This window comes from Acinetobacter gyllenbergii (genome assembly GCF_001682515.1).
Classification (GTDB): Bacteria; Pseudomonadota; Gammaproteobacteria; order Pseudomonadales; family Moraxellaceae; genus Acinetobacter; species Acinetobacter gyllenbergii.
The window spans coordinates 330,363-350,580 of the sequence record NZ_KV575261.1; the positions used below are offsets into that span (position 1 = coordinate 330,363).

Below are 20,218 nucleotides of genomic sequence, written 5' to 3' on the forward strand. Positions count from 1 at the left end.
TAGCGTACTGGTTAATGAGACAATGAAACATCAGTTTAAATTTAATCCTTTAGCAACAGCTATTTTGACACTCTTATGTGGCGGCTCGATCCAATCAAGTTTCGCGGCACCAGCTGATGCTGTCTCTACGCTTGACAATAAACAGCTCAAAGCTGCCATTCGACAGAATCAAGAACAGCAAAATCAAGAAAGTTATCCTGGGGAAAGTTTCTTCCAGCAATATTATGTGGATAAATCCGCACCTGAAGCACAGTTACGTGATAATCGCTATTTAAGCTCCTCCTTTTGCCAAGGGACTTGGGTGACTCCAATCAACCCAGAAACAAAAGCTGGCACTGCGGATACGACCACCTCTGTACTCACAGCAGATTATGGGCATTATAACCCAGCGGGTGATTCAGTCCTACAAGGCAATGTCGTCATTGACCAAGAAGGCCGCACCATTCGTGCCGATCAAGTTACCATTGATTCAACACAGACCTACGCCAACGCCGAAGGTCGTGTTCAAGTTGCTCAATCAGGTTTACTCACCCAAAGCGATACAATTAACTATAATTTAAAGACACAAACGGGTGATCTAAATAATAGTTTCTATATCTCAGAACAGCAGCATGCACATGGTCATGCCAGCCAGATCAAACGGGCCAATCAGAACTTAGTCGTGTTGAAGGATGCGAGTTATACTGCTTGTCCTCCTGAGCAAAAGCCTGCATGGAAAATTCAGGCCAAAGAAATTGAGCTCAACCAAGATACAGGTCGTGGCGTAACACGCGGTACCAAGCTCTATGTCAAAAATGTACCTGTACTTGCAGTTCCTTATTTCAACTTTCCAATTGATGACCGACGTACGACGGGTTTATTGAGCCCAAATTTTGGTTATAGCAATGATGGTGGTGCACAATTAATCACCCCCATCTATCTCAATCTTGCGCCAAACTATGACCTCACACTCACGCCGAGCTACATGAGCAAACGTGGCCCGAAATTAGATGCTGACTTCCGCTATATGACTGAAAACTTTGGTTCAGGTCGTATTTGGGGTGGTTATATTGCCAAAGACAATCAATATGGTGATGAAGCACGTGATGATCTTCACTTTGTTCACAATTGGAAGATCGATAATCAATGGTCGACCAATTTAGAATACAACTACGCATCAGATAAAGATTACTTCGCGGATTTCAACAATAATCCAAACACACGAACAGATCTAAATTTACGCCGTGCTTGGGAACTGAATTACCAAAATGGAATTCCGGGCCTGAGAGCTCAGTTGAAAGTTGAAGACTTCCAAACTTTGGATAAGACAATCAAAGATGTCGATAAGCCCTACGCTCGTCTTCCGCAATTTTTATTAAACTACATTACGGGTGATCCACAAGGCCTACAATACGAGTTTAATAACGATACTGCTTATTTCAAAAAATCTGTAAATGATGGATCTGCATTAGAATCAAGCGGTACCCGTATCTACAATCAGTTTGCAGTTCGTTATAACTACTTAACTCCTTCTTGGTTCTATGTCGTTCCAGAAGTCTCTGTCCGCAGCATTAATACCTTCTACGATCAAGATTCAAAAGAAGGCCGTGGACTATCTGCTTCTGATGATTTAGAGAAATCAGTTGTCGTTCCACAATTCACATTATCGACTGGTTTAACATTTGAGAAAGATGGTAAATACTTACAAAGTATTTCCCCTCGTGCCTTTTATGCTTATTCACCTTATAAAAACCAAGATGATCATCCAAACTTTGATTCGACCACAGCATCGATCAACTATGATCAACTGTTCAATCCATATCGCTTCTATGGGCATGACCGTCTAGATGACAATAACTTTTTGTCGCTTGGCGTAACCTATAGCTTATTGGACACTGAAGGTCTTGAGCGCATTAAGGCTAGCATTGGTCAAAGCTATTATTTCAGTGATCGTCGTGTCAGCCTAAATGAAAAACTCGATGAGTTTGACACACAGCGTCGTACAGGACCGATTGTAAGCTTATCGAGCCAGCTTAATCAGAACTTCACTATCACCTCCAACTCTGCTTGGATGTCGAATGGTGAAAACGCACAGCGGGACTTTCAAGCTTACTATACAGGCGACAAAGGTAATCTTTATAACTTAGGCTATTTTTATCGTAAGCACATCCCTGATCGACAGGATTCTTATGACCAAGTTGTTGCATCCTTTATACAACCTGTAAAAGACAATTGGCGTATTATGGGTCATGCTCAATACGACATTGACAACAATGTGATGCGTGAATACTTACTTGGTGTAAATTACGAATCATGCTGTTGGGCTGTTTCAGTCTATGGCCGTTCTTACTATAACGATTTGGATGATCCAAACTCTCCAGATGTTCGTAAAAAGAATGCGGTGATGGCTGAATTCACCCTGAAAGGTCTTGGTGCTTTAAACAACAAGCTTGCTTCTCTCCTTGAAAACAGAGTTTTAGGTTTCAACAAAATTAATCAATCTTGGACACAACGTTAATGAAGATAAAATCTTTTCAACATATCTTTAAAGCGACTGTTCTCGCTACCCTAATTTCTTCATCAATGCAAAGCTTTGCACAACCTACGGATGAGGTTGTTGCCATTGTAGATAGTAGTGTCATTCTTAAAAGTGATTTAGAACAAGGGATTGCTGAAACAGAACACCAGTTAAAAGCACAGAATAAAACTGTTCCGCCGCAACAGTATTTGCAAATGCAAGTGCTTGATCAATTGATCATTCGCCAAGCTCAATTAGAGCAAGTGAAGCGTTATGGCATCAAACCTGATGAAAAAAGCTTAAATGCTGCGGTATTAAAAGTCGCAAACCAATCAGGGGCCAATACACTTGAAGCATTTCAACAAAAGTTAGATGCGATTGCGCCTGGTACATACGAAAACTTGCGTAACCGTGTTGCTGAAGATTTAGCGATTGGTCGTTTACGCCAACAACAAGTTATGTCACGTATTAAGATCAGTGATCATGATGTTGACAACTTCCTTAAGTCACCAGAAGGTCAAGCTGCGCTCGGGACTCAGGTGCACGTCCTTCACATGCGTATTTCAGGTGACAATGCCAATGATGTACAGCAAGTCGCTCAACAAGTAAAACAATCCCTTACTACAAGTGATGACACTAAATCAATTAGCTCTAAACTATCCACCGCTTCCGTGAAAGTTGATGGCGCTGATATGGGATTCCGCTCACTCTCAGAAATTCCAACTGAGCTTTCAGCACGTATTGCCCCCCTTCAAGTTGGACAAACCACTGAGCTGATCAATGTTCGTGATGGTGTGCATGTCTTAAAATTACTTGAACGCAAGCAAAACGAACAAAAAGCATTAGTTCCTCAATATCAGACCCGCCATATCTTAATCCAACCATCTGAAGTGGTAAGCATAGATCGTGCAAAACAAATGATCGATAGCTTATACAACCGCGCTAAAGCAGGTGATGATTTTGCAACACTCGCTGCAACCTACTCCAACGATACAGGTTCTGCCCGTGATGGCGGTAGCTTAGGCTGGGTGAGTCCTGGTGTAATGGTTCCTGAGTTTGAAAAAGTCATGAAAGAAACACCGGTTGGACAAATCAGCCAACCCTTCCAAAGCCAGTTCGGCTGGCATATCTTGCAAGTCACAGATACTCGTGAACAAGACATGACCAAAGAAGTGCAAGAACGTATGGCACGTCAAATCTTGGGTGAACGCCAATTCGATACCGAAGTTGATAGCTGGATGCGTGAGCTTCGTACCAATGCTTATGTGGAAATTAAAGATGCGAGCCTTGACTCAAAAGCACAACAGAAATAAATCCGCTTAAGAAAAATGCCAGCAATCCGCTGGCATTTTTTATTCCCCAAATTAAAGGTAAAAAAAATAGCGGCAATTGCCGCTATTTTTTTTACCCATTACAAATTGATTATTTGTAACGATCAACCATTTTCTCTAAAGAAATTGGACGAATTTTATCGGCATTACCTGATGTACCAAATGAATTATAACGATCTACACAGATTTGCTTCATTGCTTCAACTGTTTCACCAAAGAATTTACGCGGGTCAAATTCACTTGGTTTTTCAGCCATCATACGACGCATTGCGCCAGTAGAAGCCAAACGTAAATCAGTGTCAATGTTAATCTTACGCACACCATGTTTGATCGCTTCCACTAGCTGATCTACAGGCACACCATAAGTTTCTTTAATATCACCACCGTATTGGTTAATCACAGCCAACCACTCTTGTGGTACAGAGCTTGAACCATGCATCACAAGATGCGTATTTGGTAAAGCAGCATGGATTTCTTTAATACGGTCAATGGCCAAGATATCGCCTGTAGGTGGACGAGTAAACTTGTACGCACCATGTGAAGTACCGACAGCAATCGCCAAGGCATCGACATTGGTATCTGCCACAAACTGAGTTGCTTCTTCAACAGAAGTTAACAGTTGAGAGTGGTCAAGCACACCTTCTGCACCAACACCATCTTCTTCACCTGCCATACCAGTTTCAAGGCTACCCAAGCAACCGATTTCACCTTCAACTGAAACGCCACACGCATGTGCCATTGCTACAACACGACGAGTTACGTCAACATTGTAATCATAAGTTGTAGGTGTTTTACCGTCCGCACCCAATGAACCATCCATCATCACTGAGCTAAAACCCAATTGGATTGAACGTTGGCAAACATCAGGGCTTGTACCATGATCTTGATGCATTACCACTGGAATATGTGGCCACTCTTCAATCGCAGCTAAAATAAGATGACGTAAGAAAGGTGCACCCGCATATTTACGCGCACCAGCCGAAGCTTGCACGATAACAGGTGAATTCGTTGCATCCGCAGCGAGCATGATTGCACGCATTTGTTCTAAGTTGTTTACGTTAAACGCTGGTACGCCGTAGTTATGTTCTGCAGCGTGATCCAAGAGCTGGCGCATTGAAATTAGAGCCATAATATCCTCCCAGGTAATGCGCCATATTCTACATGCTGATCTATTTCAATTCAGCAACTAATCACAGTAATTATAAAAAAATCTTCAATCTTTTGTGTAATTTGAGTAGTTATTCTGACTTAATAATCAAAAAGGTCAAATCACAGCATGATTTGACCTTTTTCTCAAAAGACATTGCGCTTAATTAGATCCAATAAAATGGATCAAAATTTAGCAATAACCTTCTAAACGTGTTAACGGTAATTTTTTACCAATCGCTTTTTCAATTTCTGGTAAATAGAATGCATCATCTTCTGACAGGAAACTAATACTAACGCCCTGCGCGCCAGCACGCCCTGTACGCCCAATACGATGCACATAGTCATCCGACTGCTCAGGCAAGGTAAAATTAATCACATGCGAAACACCATCGACATGAATACCACGACCCGCAACATCTGTTGCAATCATAATATTGTTCTTACCTTGTTTGAATTGGTCTAACATCTTTAAACGCTTATCTTGTGCAATTTCACCAGATAGCATGCCTACTTTATATCCATCACGCTTTAAGTGATCGTACAAGCGACGCACCTGATCTCGGCGATTGGCAAAGATCATGACCTTATCAATTGGCTCTTCACGCAAAATATCTTGCAGTAACTTGTATTTATCCTGTTTAGCAACCACATAGACACGCTGTTCAACGTCATTATTGGTTTTTTGCTCAGGCTCAATTTCGACTGTAACTGGCTCGAACAACCATTGACGCGCTAAATTAAGTACATCATAACTAAATGTTGCAGAGAACATTAAAGTTTGGCGCTGTTCTTTAAACGGGGAGTAACGAACAATTCTTTTGACAGAAGGAATGAAGCCCATATCAAGCAAACGGTCAGCCTCATCGATTACTAAGAATTCGATTTTATCCAACCACACTTCTTTTTGCTCAACAAAATCAATTAAGCGTCCAGGCGTAGCAACAATAATATCGACAAAGTTACGATCCAACATTTTCTTTTGTTTTTCAAAATCCACACCACCGAGTAAGGTCACAAGGTGCAAATTTGAAAACTTGGTCAATGCTTGCGCATCACTCTCAATCTGCAATGCCAACTCACGGGTCGGCGCTAAAATCAATGCACGTGGTTCACCGCGAAAACGCTGCTCTTGCACTGGATTATTGAGTAGATCATTGATCACACTAATCAAAAAGGCAGCAGTTTTCCCCGTACCTGTTTGCGCTCGACCAATGGCATCATGCCCTGCTAATGTATATTTTAAAACCTTTTGCTGAATTGGGGTCATTTTTGTAAAACCCAAAGCATCAATCGCTTTCTTCAGCTGCGGATGTAAATTTAAGGTTTCAAAACCAGATGTCATATATGCTCTCAAACCATCAACGACCAAAAGAAAGTCGCTATTATAAACCATAAAAAACAAAAACGCCCCAAATTACATTGGAGCGTTTTTATATTGCGTTAAGGCAACAAATTAGTCTAAAGGCTGAACGTTTTCAGCTTGGAAACCTTTTTGTCCTTGAACAACACTGAATTCTACGCGTTGGCCGTCACGTAAAGAACGGTGGCCATCACCCATAATTGCGCGGAAATGAACAAATACGTCATCACCACCATTACGCTGAATAAAACCAAAGCCTTTAGTGTCGTTAAACCACTTTACTACGCCTTGTTCACGAGCTGTCATAAGTCAATCCTCAGATATTGAAAGATAAGGACCTTCCGGTGTTGCAAACAGCAGAGCCAACAAGGTTTTAAAATATTTATAATTTTAAAGCTTGTAATCATTCTGTAAAACTATCAACAATTTCCGGTTACATCCATTTGTTATAGAGTTTAAAACAATTAAATTGCATTAAACAACTTTCTAAAACGCATCGAGCTTATCATGGGTTTATCACAATTAATAGAAGTTTTTTTAGTTATTAAGGATATTTCTATCTGTTTTTTTCAATAATTTAGCTAATTTTTTAATGAAATTTTCCTCTCAAAAATTACGCAAAAATTTGTTAAGATAATTCTGAATAAAGTGATTTAAATGAATATGACCGACACACCCGATACTCTCATCATTATTGATGCCTTGGGGCAACCTTGCCCCATGCCTTTGCTCATGCTAAAGCGCGCACTAAAGAAAGCCAACGGCATACAACAATATCTATTGAAATCTTCTGACCCGCACAGTGAAATTGATGTAACACGATATTGCCAAATTCAGCAACTTCAATGCCAGACACAAAAAATTTCAGACAATGAATTTCACTATTTAATTGAATCTATGTGATTCTTTGCTAAACTCTTGGTAAAGATAAAATAGTTAACTTTACATTTCTATACTCAAATTTCCTTAGTGATGAAGAACATTCGCATTAAGATGAAATTGTTGACTTAAATACCATCCTATAAGGAGACTCCATGACTACTGACAGCAGCAATCAATTGATGCCCCTGTCATTGTCTGCGCCAGGCGTAAACCTTGGTGCATATATCAGTACTGTCAATCAAATTCCAATTCTAACGGCCGAGCAGGAAAAAGAACTTGCTGAGCGTTATTATTATGACCAAGATCTTGATGCTGCCAAACTATTGGTAATGTCACACCTACGCTTTGTGGTACATATTGCACGTAGCTATGCAGGTTACGGATTGCCACAAGGCGATCTCATTCAAGAAGGTAACCTTGGATTAATGAAAGCGGTCAAACGCTTCGATCCAAATATGGGTGTTCGCCTAGTTTCTTTTGCAGTGCACTGGATTAAAGCCGAAATACATGAATATGTGATTCGTAACTGGCGTATTGTCAAAATCGCAACGACCAAGGCACAACGTAAATTATTCTTTAACTTACGTAGTCTAAAAAAATCAAGCAAACGACTCACTTTGGAAGAAGCGAAATCAATTGCCAATGATTTGAATGTCACACCAGAGCAAGTGCTCGAAATGGAAGGTCGCTTAACCGCTTATGATGCTGCTTTTGAAGCTCAAGGCGATGACGATGACGATACACCACATACAGCACCTGCACTGTATCTCGAGGACAATCGTTACGATCCTGCTCGATTAGTTGAAGAAGAAGACTACGAAGAACAAAGCACTACGGCCTTGCATGAGGCAATGGATCAGCTAGATGATCGTTCACGGAATATTTTACAACGTCGCTGGTTAGATGATGACAAATCAACCTTGCATGAACTAGCTGCAGAATATAATGTTTCCGCAGAACGTATTCGCCAGCTTGAAAAAAATGCAATGGAAAAGATCAAAACTGCGATGTCTGCAAGTTAAAATCAAACCAAACACAAGGGCTTTAATGCCCTTTTGTTTTATCTGGCTTTGTTTAAGCCCTCGAATATGTTAACTTTGTTCATCAAATTTCCAGTTCCATTGCCATTATGTGGATAGCTATCTCGGCGCTTAACCTTGCGCTTGCAGTTATGTTGGGTGCTTTCGGTGCTCATGGACTCAAATCATTTGCAACCCCAGAGCAACTCGCTTGGTGGGCAACAGCAACTCAATACTTTTTCTATCATGGGCTCGGCTTACTGATTTTAGGTGCTTTGCATAAAACCACAGCAACATTCCCAATAAAAATTCCTTTTATTTTGATGCAAATTGGTATCATCTTTTTCTGCGGTTCGTTATACATTATGGCGCTCGGCCTACCTCGTATTTTAGGTGCGATTACACCGATTGGCGGTGCGTTTATGATAGCAGGCTGGCTGTTACTCGCATGGCAAGCAATCAAGCATGCGAAATAAGGATTGATCATGCACATCTATTTAAATGGCGAGTCAACAGACACGTCTTGTGAAAATCTACAGCAATTGATTCAAAGCTTAGCCTTAGAAGGCAAACGCTTTGCTGTAGAGAAGAACCAACAGATTATTCCGAAAAGTAGACTTGAGCAAACAACAATTGCTCCTGAAGATCGTATTGAAATTATTCAAGCTGTTGGTGGCGGCTAATCGGCTAAAAATGGAGTAAGCCCATGCAAGATTCCCCTTTAATTGTTGGTTCACGTACTTTCCAATCTCGTTTATTGGTCGGAACTGGTAAATATAAAGATCTCAATGAAACTGATTTAGCCATTCAAGCCAGTGGTGCTGAAATTGTCACCGTTGCAATTCGTCGTGTAAACATTGGTCAGCATGCCGATCAACCAAATCTGCTTTCTGTGATTCCACCTGAGAAATACACAATCCTGCCAAATACCGCAGGTTGCTTTGATGCAGATAGCGCGATTCGGACTTGTATGCTAGCCCGTGAACTGCTTGATGGTCACAATTTGGTGAAGTTAGAAGTCCTTGGTGATGAAAAAACTTTATATCCAAATGTCACTGCAACGCTTAAAGCAGCACAAACCTTGATTGATGATGGCTTTGAAATCATGGTCTACACCTCAGATGACCCTATTGTTGCTCAAGAACTTGAAAGTATGGGTTGTGTTGCAATCATGCCTTTGGGTAGCTTAATTGGTTCTGGTCTCGGTATTTTGAACCCACATACCATTTCAATCATCAAAGAAAATGCCAAAGTTCCTGTGTTAGTTGATGCTGGTGTTGGTACAGCCAGTGATGCTGCCATTGCAATGGAATTGGGTTGCGACGGCGTACTCATGAATACAGCGATTGCGGCTGCGCAAAATCCAATTTTAATGGCTTCTGCAATGAAGAAAGCGGTTGAAGCAGGTCGTGAAGCATTTTTAGCAGGTCGTATGCCACGTAAGCGTATGGCGAATGCCAGCTCACCAGAGACTGGGTATTTCTTTAAGTAAGAAATGAACGATTAAAGGGAGCTTTTTGGCTCCCTTTTTTTTAATTGCTAAAACGTTCACTTCTTTCTAGCATTTTAATGAAATCGATAATGAGTTCTTTATGTCTGCCACAATATATTTGGGCGCAAGAATAAACAGGAGCATTTCAACCCAATACGGCTCATTCTTAGCATAAACTTCTAGCGACAATGTCTGCATCAACTGACAATAATCATGATAAGCAATGCGATGTGTTTTATACTTCACAGGACCATTGACTAAATTAAAAATCGTATTGAGTTCATATTGGGTGATATCCGCATTTCTTCCTATCGGCTGGGGATAGAATTCCTTTAATGTTGTATGCCTAAACAACAACCAGTTTAAAGAGTAAATAACCCTAGAATCATAAATTGCATAAGCCTGATGATCCATAAATGAAGCTACTTTTGATAAGGATGAGATAACGGAGAAAGTAGATCTTGTTAAAGTACTTCCTTTTAATTCGTTTTCAAACTTACGGAGTAAATCATCATTTTTATCATTTTGCTTAAATGAACGAATACCACCCCATTCCTGAATCAACCAATAGTGGTCTGTTAAATCATCAGATGCCAACAAAGAATGAAAGTTATGCTTTAAATAAATATTTTGTTCAAACTGAGAAGTCAGATTTAAAGGGATTCTTAACGGATTATTTTCTGGTAGCCCCCATCTAAAGTATTCCTCGAGCGGATGCTGTACTGCCAGCTCTTTCAATTTCTGAATCAACTTATCCATACTTCTCTCAATACGACTAACCATTTAGTATTTGCTTTAAATTCCCTTTCGCCCTTTGCTCAAAATTCTGTTGGAAATATTCAGTTTGATACAGCGGTTCTGTCTGATAAAAATGCACTAGGACTTCTTTTCTTTTAATCAAATAGACATCTGGATCAACCCAAGCATATTCCTGCTGAATCTGCTGTTCATATTGCGCAAAACGCTCAGGTGAAGCCGCTAGAATCGCCAAATCAATATCCAGTAAAAACTGTAAATCCAACTCATCTGTCGATGCATGCTTTTGCGTGGCAACAATCCACCGCTTTATCTTTTGAACAATATCGTTTGGTAAATCTTGAGCCAAATACTGCTCGAACAGCTCAGCACTTTTCAACTCGTTATCTTTCGCTTGCGGATCATAAACTGCATCATGGAACCAGAGCGCCAATGCAACTGCATGCCCATCATTTAAATCAGCTCGAATCGTGTCAAATAAAGCCAAACATTCATACAAATGCTGCAGCGTATGATAAGCCCGCCGCTTTTCACTGTAGGCAGCAATCAACTTATTAAAAACTTTCTGCGGTTCAGAAAAATAATAATGCTGCTGCAGCTCAAACCATGATTTTTCTAATGAAGTTAAATATTGTGGCATTGCTCATCCTCATTGGATTTCTTTATTCAGCCACTTTGCCAATGATTCAGCATCTTTACGCTCTAAAAAAAGCTGATACAAAGTACAGGAACCAAACTCATGTTTCAGTTCCTGTTGGCGCATAGGATGATTACCAAATCGGAATCGTCGAGTACCATCTCGATCAAGCGGCAATGCATACACCCCATAACTACGAGGTTCTGTCAGGTGTCCTTTGACACAAACTTGATCAGACGATATCGCATGTTTTAATAAATGTTCTTTGGTTAACATCCCACCCTGCCTAGGGCAAAACTAAGCTGCGTGTTGTTCATCTCGCTTAAAGACCAATTCTTTATTCGATGAACTTTCAGCATCAAAGTAATACCCTTCACTATCAAATGCTTTTAATTGTTCTACTTGGCTTAATTTATTTTCAATCAAGTATCTTGCCATCAGACCACGCGCTTTTTTCGCATAGAAACTAATGACTTTATATTTTCCGTTCTTCTGATCCAAGAATACAGGCTTGATAATTTCTGCCTGAATTTTCTTTTCATTCACAGATTTATAATATTCGTCAGAAGCTAAATTTACCAATACTTTTGCATCAATTTCAGCTAAATCGTGGTTAATTTGATCGGTGATAATACTGCCCCAAAATTCATATAGATTATGGCCACGGGTATTTTTCAATTTAGTCCCCATTTCCAAACGGTACGGCATCATCAAATCCAACGGACGCAATAAACCATACAGACCAGACAACATACGTAAATGCTGTTGGGCAAAATTAACATCTTGGTCTTTTAAGTGATAAGCATCTAAACCGGTATACACATCGCCTTTAAATGCAAACAAGGCTTGACGTGCATTGGAAAAATCAAAATCAGCATTCCAGTCACGAAAACGCTCTACATTTAAATTGGCAATTTTTTCACTCACGGTCATCAACGATGCAATTTCACTCGCAGAAAGCTTGCGACAAACATCAATCAACTGTTGAGATTGTGCCAATAAACGTGGCTGAGTATAGGTATCTGTAGGGAGTGCTGTGGTGTAATCAAGTGTTTTAGCAGGAGAAATTAAAGCAAGCATAATCAATCAAAAATAAATTTATCTTGGTGAAACTATAACAGTTGATAATTTTTAATGCCAATTCGTGTTCTCGTTCAGTTTTATCGGTAAAATAGTGGATTCTTCCATTATCCATTGCGTATCTTATGTCTGAGCAATTATTCATCCAAGGTCCTGTTGGTCAAATCGAAATGTTTGTTGATCAACCCCAAGGTGAAATCACAGGTTTTGCTGTCGTCTGCCATCCACATCCTTTACAAGGTGGTACACCGCATCATAAAGTCCCTGTTTTACTGGCTCAGATTTTTAATGAGATGGGGTGCGTGGTTTACCGCCCTAGCTTCCGTGGCTTAGCTGGCAGTGAAGGCACACATGACCAAGGGCACGGCGAGACTGATGACATTATGGCTGTGATTGAATATGCCCGTGAGAAGCATGCAGGTTTAACCTTCTATGCAGGTGGTTTTAGCTTTGGCTCACATGTACTGGCAAAATGCCAAGCACAACTCAGCGATGAATTACGTCCTAAACAGTTGGTATTATGTGGCTTACCTACAGGCTCTGTGGTTGATTTGCGTCATTATAAAACCCCTGCAATTGACGGCGACATTCTCTTTGTTCATGGTGAGCAGGATGATATTACCCTGCTCTCAGATATGATCGCGTGGGCAAAACCACAAAAACATCCGATCACAATTTTGCCAGGCGCCAATCATTTCTTTACAGGTTATCTAAAACAGTTGCGCCAAGTCATTGCTCGTTTTTTAAAACTGTAGACTTAACAACAAATTACTAAGAAAAATATACGTGTTTTGAATCCAATGTCTGTTATATCAGTATAGATGTACAGACATTCGGGTTCTTTCATAATGAAATTAAATAAAAAACAGGGACTTTTTTTAAAGCAAACCATTGAGCAATGGCAACAACAAGGCACGATTACGCCCGATGTTGCCAATGATTTAAATCAAAGTTTTTCGATTCGGCCTTTTGACTGGGAACGTTTAGCAAAATACTCATTCTGGATTTCAATGATTTGTGCCGTAATTGCCATTGCTGCAATTACCGCCGATAAATTCTTGATGGAATTGATTGAAAAAATCTTTATTGATTCCAAAATCATTCCTTGTTTGATTTTTGCTGTGGTTGCAGCAACCTTTTATGGCTTTGCCTATCATCGACGCAAAACCAAACCGCTGCATCAATTTAGCAATGAAGCGATTATTTTTGCAGGCGTGCTCTCTACCGCAGCGTCTGTCGCCTATTTTGGCCAAGCCATTGATACTGGTAGTGGACATTTCTCTTTATTATTTCTGCTCTCCACCATCATTTATGCAGCACTTGCCTTCTGGTTCCCTTCTAAACTGATCTGGGTGTTTTCGCTGCTATCACTCGGCTCATGGTTTGGGACGGAAACAGGCTATATGTCAGGTTGGGGTGCTTATTATCTTGGGATGAACTTTCCTTTACGCTTTGTCTTGTTTGGTGGCGCACTGATTGGACTAAGCTTGCTGTTTAAACGTTATGCGCATTTTAAAGACTTTGCACATTCAACTTATGTCATGGGCCTACTCTACCTGTTTATTGCCTTATGGATCCTCTCGATCTTTGGCAATTATGGGGATTTGAGTAGTTGGTATAGCGTTAAACAATATGAGCTGTTGCATTGGGGTGTTTTATTCGCGTTTATTGCCATCATCGCGATTGTCTATGGTTTAAAACATGATGATGCCACCTCACGTGGTTTTGGTATCACCTTCTTATTTATTAACCTCTACACCAAGTATTTTGAGTTCTTCTGGAATGGCATGCACAAAGCCATTTTCTTTATCTTGCTCGCTGTGTCGTTCTGGTGGATTGGTCGGCATGCCGAAAAGCTCTGGAACTTAGAATTTCTACCTAACCAACCCCAAATAAAGAAAAACCATCCAGTTGAATGATTACTGAAAATCCCCCCAACTTAAGCCAAACCGAGCCAAATACTTTTTGACTCGGTCACTGTCATTGGTGGTATTACGTTGTTGGCGTGAAGCTGCAAACAATTGACGTCCAGCATCCGCCATCGACTTGGCATTTTCACAGACTTGCAGCACCCCACGCAGTTGAATCTGATCAAACTCATCGATCTCGCTCAACTGCGCTTGATCTAAATACTTGAGTAAAACATCCTTTTCCTTAAATTCACTTTGTGTGGTTTGAATCGACCACAACTGCTTTAAACGCTGAATCTCTTTTTCAACTGTTTCTGAACGGATCAGCTCACCACTGGATAATGTCGCTAACCGCGTCACACTGGCAGTTAAATCACGAAAATTGCCTTGCCATGATGCTTCTTTAGACTTAGCAAATTTCAAATACACATCGAGTGCATCACGTTGAAAGCGTAATTGGCGTTGCTGATTTGCCGCGAAGCGTTGCAACTCAAATTCAATATTCGGAGCAATATCTTCAATTCGATCCTTAAGATTGGGTAAAAAGAAAGTCCATGTATTCAATCGCGCCCATAAATCCTCTCGGAAACGACCTGCCTGCACTTCAGTTCTTAGATCTCGATTTGTCCCTGCAATCAGTTGGAAATCTGCCTGAACCTCTTTGTCACTTCCGACAGGAAAAAAGGATTTATCCTCCAACGCCTTGAGTAGCATCGCTTGCTCATCTAGCCCAAGCTCCCCAATTTCATCCAAAAACAAAATACCCTGATCGGCACTTTTTAATAGACCTGTCCGCGAAGCCGCTGCACCTGTAAATGCTCCTTTGATATGACCAAACAAACTCGACATGGCACTGTCACCACGTAAGGTCGCACAGTTGACATCAATAAAGCGACCATTCAAATGAAACTTATCTTTCTTTAATTGAAAGATTTGTTTGGCTAAATGCGATTTTCCAACCCCTGTTGCACCCATAATCAAAATCGGTGCGCTGGAACGTGTTGCCACCAATTCAACTTCAGTGATCAGTTGATTAAATTCAGGGTTATAAGTTGAAATATTGGCTTTTAGTTGCTGCCAGTTTTGTTGTTGTTCATCTTCAAAACGCTGCTTGAGAACATCATAGCGAGACAAATCCAGATCAATGATACGATATTCACCTTCTGGTGTTTTTTGTTGATTGGGTGCACTTTGAATCAGCTTGGCAGGCAAATAATTGGCATCGACTAATAGATACCAACAGATTTGACCAACGTGTGTGCCTGTCGTGATATGCAAAAGATAGTTATTTTTTTCAATATCAAATGGATAGGTTTTTACAAAGTCATACAGCGCACCATAGACCTCGGCAAAATCCCAAGGATCACGGATACTCACTCGCTGACCTGACACGGTAGTCGATGGCGACACATCCTGCACATCTTCAGCAATAAATTTAACTAAATTATGATGTTGTCGATCATGCAATAGTACCAATTCATCCACAATCAAATCTTCATGCATCAGAAGGCTCAAAGTCGGACGCCAGCGTTGCCATCGATCAGGACGCTTTCCTTGATCTAAAGTAGAACCTACAAAGCCAATCACAACGGTTTTTTTATTCATTTAAATCTATCATGTTGAATATTTAAAATAGCTTGATATTTCCCTGATTCAGGAAGAAAAGCCTTAAACTGATTATTTCCAATACCTATCCATAATCGCCCACATTGCGTACATTCATACATATCTGCAGAATATCGTATAAACCTATCTATAAACTGCTCAGAAAATGTCTGTTTATGATTTAAAGGCGTATTCATCGTGCCATCGACTGCATTATAAAAATCAAATAAATCAACATCAGTAATAAAAGAAGCTTTGTATGGAATTTGATCTGTCTGATCAACAATCACATGACCACATACACATCCTAGTTTACTCATTTGAGGCTATGCCCTTAAATCTTTTTATTGATCTTATGATCTTTGCACATCATTTTCTATAAAATTTTATAGTTTCCTATACAATAACCTTTTCATTAAAAAATACCAACAAGATGCTTCATTTTACTTTTTTAGGCACATCATCTGGTGTACCCACACTGACACGCAACGTTTCTGGTTTAGCCGTCCGCAACAGCAAGAATAAAGACTGGATATTGGTCGATGCTGGTGAAGGCACACAGCATCGCATTCAACAGGCCAAACTTTCATTACAAAACTTAATCGCGATCTGCATTAGCCATGTTCACGGCGATCACTGTTATGGCCTAGTTGGCTTACTTGCAAGTGCAGGTATGAATGCCCGTACTGCACCTTTAACCATTATCGCTCCCAAAGAAATTCAACAATGGATTGCAGTCACAGCACAACTGACCGATTTACATTTACCTTACCCACTCCACTTTATTGATGTAAATGAAGCGACCCAAATACAGCAACTGACGGATAATCTTTCAATTCAAGCTCACCCACTCAGTCATCGTGTACCCAGTTTCGCATTTAGTATGATTGTGCAATACACTCAAAAAAAATTAGATACGCAGGCTTTAATTCAACTCGGCGTACCAAAAGGTAAAGCTTGGGGCGATTTACAACAAGGTCTGGACATTCAATTTAATGGACAAACTTTAAAAGCAGCCGATTTTACCCAGTTACAGATACAACGCGCACATGCCATCGTCGGCGGCGATAATGACTGTCCTGAATTATTGGCACAGGCTTGCGAAGATGCTCAACTTTTGATTCACGAAAGCACCTACACGCAAGCCGCTTTAGATAAAGTCGGTTCAGGCCCAATGCATAGTTCAGCAAAGATAGTTGCAGAATTCGCTCAACAACAAGGTCTAAGCAATCTAATCCTGACGCACTTTAGTCCAAGACATCAAGATAATGCTGGACAGCAAGCCATTGCAGAGGAAGTACAAGTTTTCTATCAAGGAAACTTCTATTTAGCCCATGATTTCGATCAATTTAGCTTAGATGAGACAGGTCAACTTTCAAAAATCGACAAATCCTAATAGATCCCCTGATATATGATCTATCAATAAAATCTCAGCACAGATCATATATCTTTTAAAATATTAATATATCCCAAAAGATATATTAATATCGATAAAATCAACAATACATCTACTACAGAAAAATACTTAAAATTTTATTTTATTTAATTATCAATATCTTAAAATAATTTATATTTGTTTTTTAAAAAGTTGGCACAGACACTGCAATAACACATCCAAGAGACAACAACTTAAAATTCATAGAGGATGGGTCATGGTAAACCAGACAATTTTTGCCTCTCAGGCAACTAAAAAACAATTGATCAACAATGAAGCTGGCGGTCGTGCATTTCAACTAAATCACCGTCAAGCCTTAGCTCAACTTGCAGCAACAGGTACATTGAATCACACCTTTTATCAAACGGCACAAATGCAGTTGGATCAGGTATTGGTACTAACACAAGATATTGATGCAGAATTTATTGCTAAAACGGCAGTTTATACCCGCCAAAATAACTACATGAAAGACATGCCTGTTTTATTATTGGCCATTTTATCACAACGTGATCAAAACTTATTTAAAGCCGTGTTTCCATTGGTGATTGATAATGGCAAACAGTTGCGTAATTTTGTACAAATCATGCGTTCAGGTGTGATACAACGCAAATCTTTGGGTAGCTTGCCAAAGAAAATGATCAATCAATGGTTGATCAATGCCAATGAAAATCAATTGCTGGCAGCTAATATTGGCAATCAACCTTCTTTAGCAGATGTATTAAAAATGACTCATCCAAAACCTAAAGATGTCGCTCAGGAGGCATTCTTTGCTTATGTGCTAGGTAAAAAATACGAGCTTGAGCAGTTGCCTGCCAAAGTTCAAACCTTAGAAAAATTCCGTCAAGGTTTAAGCCAAGATGTTCCTGACTTGCCAATGCAACTTCTCACCAATTTACAGCTTTCAGCACAACAATGGGCTGAGATTGCTAAAAATGGAGGTTGGCAGATGTTAAGAATGAACTTGAATACTTTTGCTCGTCATGGTGTATTTCAAATCGAAGGCATGGATGAAATCATTGCAAATAAATTACAAGATCAGGATATGATTCGCAAAAGCCGAGTTTTGCCCTATCAATTAATGACAACTTGGTCTGCGCTGAATGACACCGTCCCACAAATTGTAAAACAAGCTTTAGAACAGGTAATGCAGGCCGCTTTGCAAAATGTACCTCGCCTCGCTGGTCGCGTGGTTGTTGCGATTGATGTCTCAGGTTCAATGGCAAGCCCTGTGACAGGCTATCGCAAAGGTGCAACATCAACTTTACGTTGTGTCGATGTGGCATCGTTATTTGCTTGTGCGTTAAAGCAAGTAAATCCTGACATTGAAATTATGCCGTTTGATACACAACTTCATTCATTGAATATTGTGGAAAATGAATCTGATCAAGCAAGCTTATTTGGTCGATTAAAACAGGTTTTTACAGGCGGTAAAACACGCTCTATTTTTGAAGTCGCCAAACAATTTGCTTCGCTTGGTGGCGGTGGAACGGATTGCAGCATTCCATTAAATCGACTCAATCGAGATCAGGCAGCTGTCGATTTGATGATTTATTTTTCAGACAATGAGTCTTGGGCTGACCAGTTACGCACACGCCATAAAACAGGCATGTTGTATGAATGGGATATTTTAAAACAACGCTGCCCAGAAGCAAAATTGGTCTGCGTAGATTTACAGCCTTATACACACACTCAAGTACCTGAACGTACTGATGTGATGAATATTGGTGGTTTTAGTGACCATGTATTTACGCTGATTGATTTATTTTCGCAGGGTAAAATGCACGCTGATCACTGGATCAATGAAATTGAACAAAGTAAATTACCGACTTGATTGGTCAGGTCTGTAAATAGGGTAAATGCTTTAGGAACTACATCTTTCCAATGTTTTTGTTTCTAGATTCAACTTGCTACCCTATAATCAAAATTGCACAAATGCAGATGGAACTACATCACTATCCTTCTAAGATAGCTCAGTGAAAGCTGGCTCGATGTTTCATCATTATTGTTGTGCGAGGAATGGTTGTAATAAATGCCGATGGAACTACATCCTGTAGATAAAACGTTTCATTACACCTTGTTATTACAACCAACCAGTAAAATGCAGATAGGACTACATTTGTTGAGGGTTCAAGTCCCTTCAAATTGATGCAAATCAGTTTGTAGCTCAATTGGGTAGAGCCATGTATAAAAGGTCTTATCATTTTTGTTTACTGGTCTATGCAAAATGCAGTCAGGACTACAATAAGGGGTTCACCGTTAGCAATAACTTGATGGTTCGAGTCCATCTTGATCGACCTCGATCAATGGCGGAAAGGGAAACGCAGTGGAAGAGTTGTCTTGGCGATTAATTGTTTGCATATTTTTTATGGTACGGCATAAAATGCGTTTAGGACTACATCCTACCCCATAAATGTGAGTAACCACTCTCACCTGCATCTACAGTGTATGCAGTCGTCTAAATTAAGACATAATGGTTTAAGTCTTAGATAATTTTGTTTATGTCGCATCATCACAAATGCCAATGGGACTACATGGTGAATGCGAAAGCATAGAGTTCAAATCTCTAATCCTTTTTTAAGGAAAGTCTCATTATTTTTGTTGTGATGATCCTCTTTAATCTCAATCAAATGCGATAAGCACTACATAGCAAAATCGTGCGTAGTTGTATATCTATTTTTATAGATAGGGCAGCTAAGGAAAAAGAAGTGTTTATCCTCCTTGTTGATTGAGATCCCCCCTCCTTATGGAATATCAGGCGAAAAGAAATCAAATATTCTTCGTATTAGGCGAACTGGTAAGGTGATGATCCGATAAATAAGTTCAATAGAAATATCGATCAAATCGAACCAATCCCAAGCATCACTTCTACCACCTCGGTTTTCTCGCTTTGGTTTCACCCAATAAGCAAATAGGAAACAAACAGTACTTAGCGCAAGAAATACGAGATTAAAATCCTCCAACAGGAATTGCACAACACAAAATACCCCTGCAACAAATAAAATAATCGAGACTAAATAACGAAAAAGATCCATGAGATTTAGCAATTTATTGATGTTTTGTTATGT

General features: G+C 39.9%; 21 protein-coding genes. 11 read left to right on the forward strand and 10 right to left on the reverse strand.

Annotated elements, in window-relative coordinates:
- Positions 1 to 22: 22 nt before the first annotated feature.
- Together NG55_RS01790 and NG55_RS01795 are read left to right on the forward strand one after the other, a co-directional pair.
- Positions 23 to 2,497, forward strand: coding sequence for an LPS-assembly protein LptD (locus NG55_RS01790; RefSeq protein WP_016539879.1), 2,475 nt, complete (start codon positions 23 to 25; stop codon positions 2,495 to 2,497).
- Positions 2,497 to 3,810, forward strand: a complete 1,314-nt coding sequence (locus NG55_RS01795; protein ID WP_065342143.1) for a peptidylprolyl isomerase — start codon at positions 2,497 to 2,499, stop codon at positions 3,808 to 3,810. The genes NG55_RS01790 and NG55_RS01795 overlap by 1 nt, the downstream gene beginning before the upstream one ends.
- Positions 3,811 to 3,919: 109 nt before the next feature.
- Here the strand turns inward: NG55_RS01795 and fba are convergent, their stop codons facing one another.
- From fba to NG55_RS01810, 3 genes are all read right to left on the reverse strand, one after another.
- The gene (gene fba, locus NG55_RS01800; RefSeq protein ID WP_004653891.1) at positions 3,920 to 4,957 is read right to left on the reverse strand and encodes a class II fructose-bisphosphate aldolase; all 1,038 of its coding nucleotides are present in this window, start codon (positions 4,955 to 4,957) and stop codon (positions 3,920 to 3,922) included.
- A 210-nt stretch (positions 4,958 to 5,167) separates the two neighbouring features.
- Positions 5,168 to 6,319: an ATP-dependent RNA helicase RhlB gene (gene rhlB, locus NG55_RS01805; RefSeq protein WP_016539877.1), complete on the reverse strand. Its 1,152-nt coding sequence runs from the start codon at positions 6,317 to 6,319 to the stop codon at positions 5,168 to 5,170.
- A gap of 111 nt (positions 6,320 to 6,430) precedes the next feature.
- On the reverse strand, positions 6,431 to 6,643 hold the full coding sequence (locus tag NG55_RS01810; protein ID WP_004653893.1) for a cold-shock protein: 213 nt from the start codon (positions 6,641 to 6,643) through the stop codon (positions 6,431 to 6,433).
- 357 nt (positions 6,644 to 7,000) lie between these two features.
- Between NG55_RS01810 and NG55_RS01815 the strand changes: the two genes are divergently transcribed.
- From NG55_RS01815 to NG55_RS01835, 5 genes are all read left to right on the forward strand, one after another.
- Positions 7,001 to 7,240 carry a sulfurtransferase TusA family protein gene (locus tag NG55_RS01815; RefSeq protein WP_032860420.1) on the forward strand — a complete coding sequence of 80 codons (240 nt, stop codon included), beginning with the start codon at positions 7,001 to 7,003 and terminating at the stop codon, positions 7,238 to 7,240.
- A gap of 131 nt (positions 7,241 to 7,371) precedes the next feature.
- Entirely contained in the window at positions 7,372 to 8,241 is an 870-nt protein-coding gene (rpoH, locus tag NG55_RS01820; protein WP_004653896.1) for an RNA polymerase sigma factor RpoH, read from the forward strand.
- Positions 8,242 to 8,348: 107 nt separating this feature from the next.
- On the forward strand, positions 8,349 to 8,714 hold the full coding sequence (locus NG55_RS01825) for a DUF423 domain-containing protein (RefSeq protein WP_065342144.1): 366 nt from the start codon (positions 8,349 to 8,351) through the stop codon (positions 8,712 to 8,714).
- A 9-nt stretch (positions 8,715 to 8,723) separates the two neighbouring features.
- A complete protein-coding gene (gene thiS, locus NG55_RS01830; RefSeq protein WP_004911577.1) occupies positions 8,724 to 8,921 on the forward strand; it encodes a sulfur carrier protein ThiS in 198 nt (65 codons plus the stop codon).
- 23 nt (positions 8,922 to 8,944) lie between these two features.
- Positions 8,945 to 9,730 (forward strand): thiazole synthase, encoded by a 786-nt coding sequence (locus NG55_RS01835; RefSeq protein WP_004653899.1) that lies wholly within the window; start codon positions 8,945 to 8,947, stop codon positions 9,728 to 9,730.
- A 66-nt stretch (positions 9,731 to 9,796) separates the two neighbouring features.
- Here NG55_RS01835 and NG55_RS01840 read toward each other — a convergent pair whose 3' ends face one another.
- From NG55_RS01840 to yaaA, 4 genes are read right to left on the reverse strand one after another with little or no spacing between them, the layout of a single operon-like run.
- Positions 9,797 to 10,489: a hypothetical protein gene (locus NG55_RS01840; RefSeq protein ID WP_065342688.1), complete on the reverse strand. Its 693-nt coding sequence runs from the start codon at positions 10,487 to 10,489 to the stop codon at positions 9,797 to 9,799.
- Positions 10,490 to 10,505: 16 nt separating this feature from the next.
- Positions 10,506 to 11,126: an HD domain-containing protein gene (locus tag NG55_RS01845; protein WP_065342145.1), complete on the reverse strand. Its 621-nt coding sequence runs from the start codon at positions 11,124 to 11,126 to the stop codon at positions 10,506 to 10,508.
- A gap of 9 nt (positions 11,127 to 11,135) precedes the next feature.
- A complete protein-coding gene (locus tag NG55_RS01850) occupies positions 11,136 to 11,399 on the reverse strand; it encodes a hypothetical protein (RefSeq protein ID WP_005313397.1) in 264 nt (87 codons plus the stop codon).
- Positions 11,400 to 11,420: 21 nt separating this feature from the next.
- The gene (gene yaaA / locus NG55_RS01855; protein WP_065342146.1) at positions 11,421 to 12,203 is read right to left on the reverse strand and encodes a peroxide stress protein YaaA; all 783 of its coding nucleotides are present in this window, start codon (positions 12,201 to 12,203) and stop codon (positions 11,421 to 11,423) included.
- A gap of 125 nt (positions 12,204 to 12,328) precedes the next feature.
- On the opposite strand from yaaA, the gene NG55_RS01860 reads away from it, so the two are divergent.
- Both NG55_RS01860 and NG55_RS01865 read left to right on the forward strand, forming a co-directional pair.
- Positions 12,329 to 12,958, forward strand: coding sequence for an alpha/beta hydrolase (locus NG55_RS01860; RefSeq protein ID WP_023269578.1), 630 nt, complete (start codon positions 12,329 to 12,331; stop codon positions 12,956 to 12,958).
- A 93-nt stretch (positions 12,959 to 13,051) separates the two neighbouring features.
- Positions 13,052 to 14,122 carry a DUF2157 domain-containing protein gene (locus NG55_RS01865; RefSeq protein ID WP_016539870.1) on the forward strand — a complete coding sequence of 357 codons (1,071 nt, stop codon included), beginning with the start codon at positions 13,052 to 13,054 and terminating at the stop codon, positions 14,120 to 14,122.
- Here NG55_RS01865 and rtcR read toward each other — a convergent pair whose 3' ends face one another.
- Both rtcR and NG55_RS01875 read right to left on the reverse strand, forming a co-directional pair.
- Positions 14,123 to 15,718, reverse strand: coding sequence for an RNA repair transcriptional activator RtcR (rtcR, locus tag NG55_RS01870; RefSeq protein WP_065342147.1), 1,596 nt, complete (start codon positions 15,716 to 15,718; stop codon positions 14,123 to 14,125).
- Entirely contained in the window at positions 15,715 to 16,038 is a 324-nt protein-coding gene (locus NG55_RS01875) for a hypothetical protein (RefSeq protein WP_065342148.1), read from the reverse strand. Before NG55_RS01875 ends, rtcR begins: the two co-directional genes overlap by 4 nt.
- Positions 16,039 to 16,151: 113 nt before the next feature.
- Here NG55_RS01875 and NG55_RS01880 point away from each other — a divergent pair, with 113 nt between their 5' ends.
- Together NG55_RS01880 and NG55_RS01885 are read left to right on the forward strand one after the other, a co-directional pair.
- Positions 16,152 to 17,114: a ribonuclease Z gene (locus NG55_RS01880; protein ID WP_065342149.1), complete on the forward strand. Its 963-nt coding sequence runs from the start codon at positions 16,152 to 16,154 to the stop codon at positions 17,112 to 17,114.
- Positions 17,115 to 17,370: 256 nt separating this feature from the next.
- Complete coding sequence (locus NG55_RS01885; protein WP_065342150.1) at positions 17,371 to 18,984, forward strand: TROVE domain-containing protein; 1,614 nt, start codon at positions 17,371 to 17,373, stop codon at positions 18,982 to 18,984.
- A gap of 910 nt (positions 18,985 to 19,894) precedes the next feature.
- On the opposite strand, the gene NG55_RS01890 is transcribed toward NG55_RS01885, so the two are convergent.
- Complete coding sequence (locus tag NG55_RS01890) at positions 19,895 to 20,185, reverse strand: hypothetical protein (protein ID WP_065342151.1); 291 nt, start codon at positions 20,183 to 20,185, stop codon at positions 19,895 to 19,897.
- Between the last annotated feature and the right edge of the window lie 33 nt (positions 20,186 to 20,218).

What these genes read in the sequence shown, in the direction of transcription:
- NG55_RS01850 (WP_005313397.1), bottom strand. Translation starts at nt 11,399, where the DNA reads ATGTTAACCAAAGAACATTTATTAAAACATGCGATATCGTCTGATCAA.
- thiS (WP_004911577.1), top strand. Translation starts at nt 8,724, where the DNA reads ATGCACATCTATTTAAATGGCGAGTCAACAGACACGTCTTGTGAAAAT.
- NG55_RS01845 (WP_065342145.1), bottom strand. Translation starts at nt 11,126, where the DNA reads ATGCCACAATATTTAACTTCATTAGAAAAATCATGGTTTGAGCTGCAG.
- rtcR (WP_065342147.1), bottom strand. Translation starts at nt 15,718, where the DNA reads ATGAATAAAAAAACCGTTGTGATTGGCTTTGTAGGTTCTACTTTAGAT.
- rhlB (WP_016539877.1), bottom strand. Translation starts at nt 6,319, where the DNA reads ATGACATCTGGTTTTGAAACCTTAAATTTACATCCGCAGCTGAAGAAA.
- NG55_RS01810 (WP_004653893.1), bottom strand. Translation starts at nt 6,643, where the DNA reads ATGACAGCTCGTGAACAAGGCGTAGTAAAGTGGTTTAACGACACTAAA.
- NG55_RS01860 (WP_023269578.1), top strand. Translation starts at nt 12,329, where the DNA reads ATGTCTGAGCAATTATTCATCCAAGGTCCTGTTGGTCAAATCGAAATG.
- NG55_RS01875 (WP_065342148.1), bottom strand. Translation starts at nt 16,038, where the DNA reads ATGAGTAAACTAGGATGTGTATGTGGTCATGTGATTGTTGATCAGACA.
- NG55_RS01835 (WP_004653899.1), top strand. Translation starts at nt 8,945, where the DNA reads ATGCAAGATTCCCCTTTAATTGTTGGTTCACGTACTTTCCAATCTCGT.
- NG55_RS01790 (WP_016539879.1), top strand. Translation starts at nt 23, where the DNA reads ATGAAACATCAGTTTAAATTTAATCCTTTAGCAACAGCTATTTTGACA.
- NG55_RS01880 (WP_065342149.1), top strand. Translation starts at nt 16,152, where the DNA reads ATGCTTCATTTTACTTTTTTAGGCACATCATCTGGTGTACCCACACTG.
- NG55_RS01840 (WP_065342688.1), bottom strand. Translation starts at nt 10,489, where the DNA reads ATGGATAAGTTGATTCAGAAATTGAAAGAGCTGGCAGTACAGCATCCG.
- NG55_RS01865 (WP_016539870.1), top strand. Translation starts at nt 13,052, where the DNA reads ATGAAATTAAATAAAAAACAGGGACTTTTTTTAAAGCAAACCATTGAG.
- NG55_RS01795 (WP_065342143.1), top strand. Translation starts at nt 2,497, where the DNA reads ATGAAGATAAAATCTTTTCAACATATCTTTAAAGCGACTGTTCTCGCT.
- NG55_RS01885 (WP_065342150.1), top strand. Translation starts at nt 17,371, where the DNA reads ATGGTAAACCAGACAATTTTTGCCTCTCAGGCAACTAAAAAACAATTG.
- NG55_RS01890 (WP_065342151.1), bottom strand. Translation starts at nt 20,185, where the DNA reads ATGGATCTTTTTCGTTATTTAGTCTCGATTATTTTATTTGTTGCAGGG.
- rpoH (WP_004653896.1), top strand. Translation starts at nt 7,372, where the DNA reads ATGACTACTGACAGCAGCAATCAATTGATGCCCCTGTCATTGTCTGCG.
- fba (WP_004653891.1), bottom strand. Translation starts at nt 4,957, where the DNA reads ATGGCTCTAATTTCAATGCGCCAGCTCTTGGATCACGCTGCAGAACAT.
- NG55_RS01815 (WP_032860420.1), top strand. Translation starts at nt 7,001, where the DNA reads ATGACCGACACACCCGATACTCTCATCATTATTGATGCCTTGGGGCAA.
- yaaA (WP_065342146.1), bottom strand. Translation starts at nt 12,203, where the DNA reads ATGCTTGCTTTAATTTCTCCTGCTAAAACACTTGATTACACCACAGCA.
- NG55_RS01825 (WP_065342144.1), top strand. Translation starts at nt 8,349, where the DNA reads ATGTGGATAGCTATCTCGGCGCTTAACCTTGCGCTTGCAGTTATGTTG.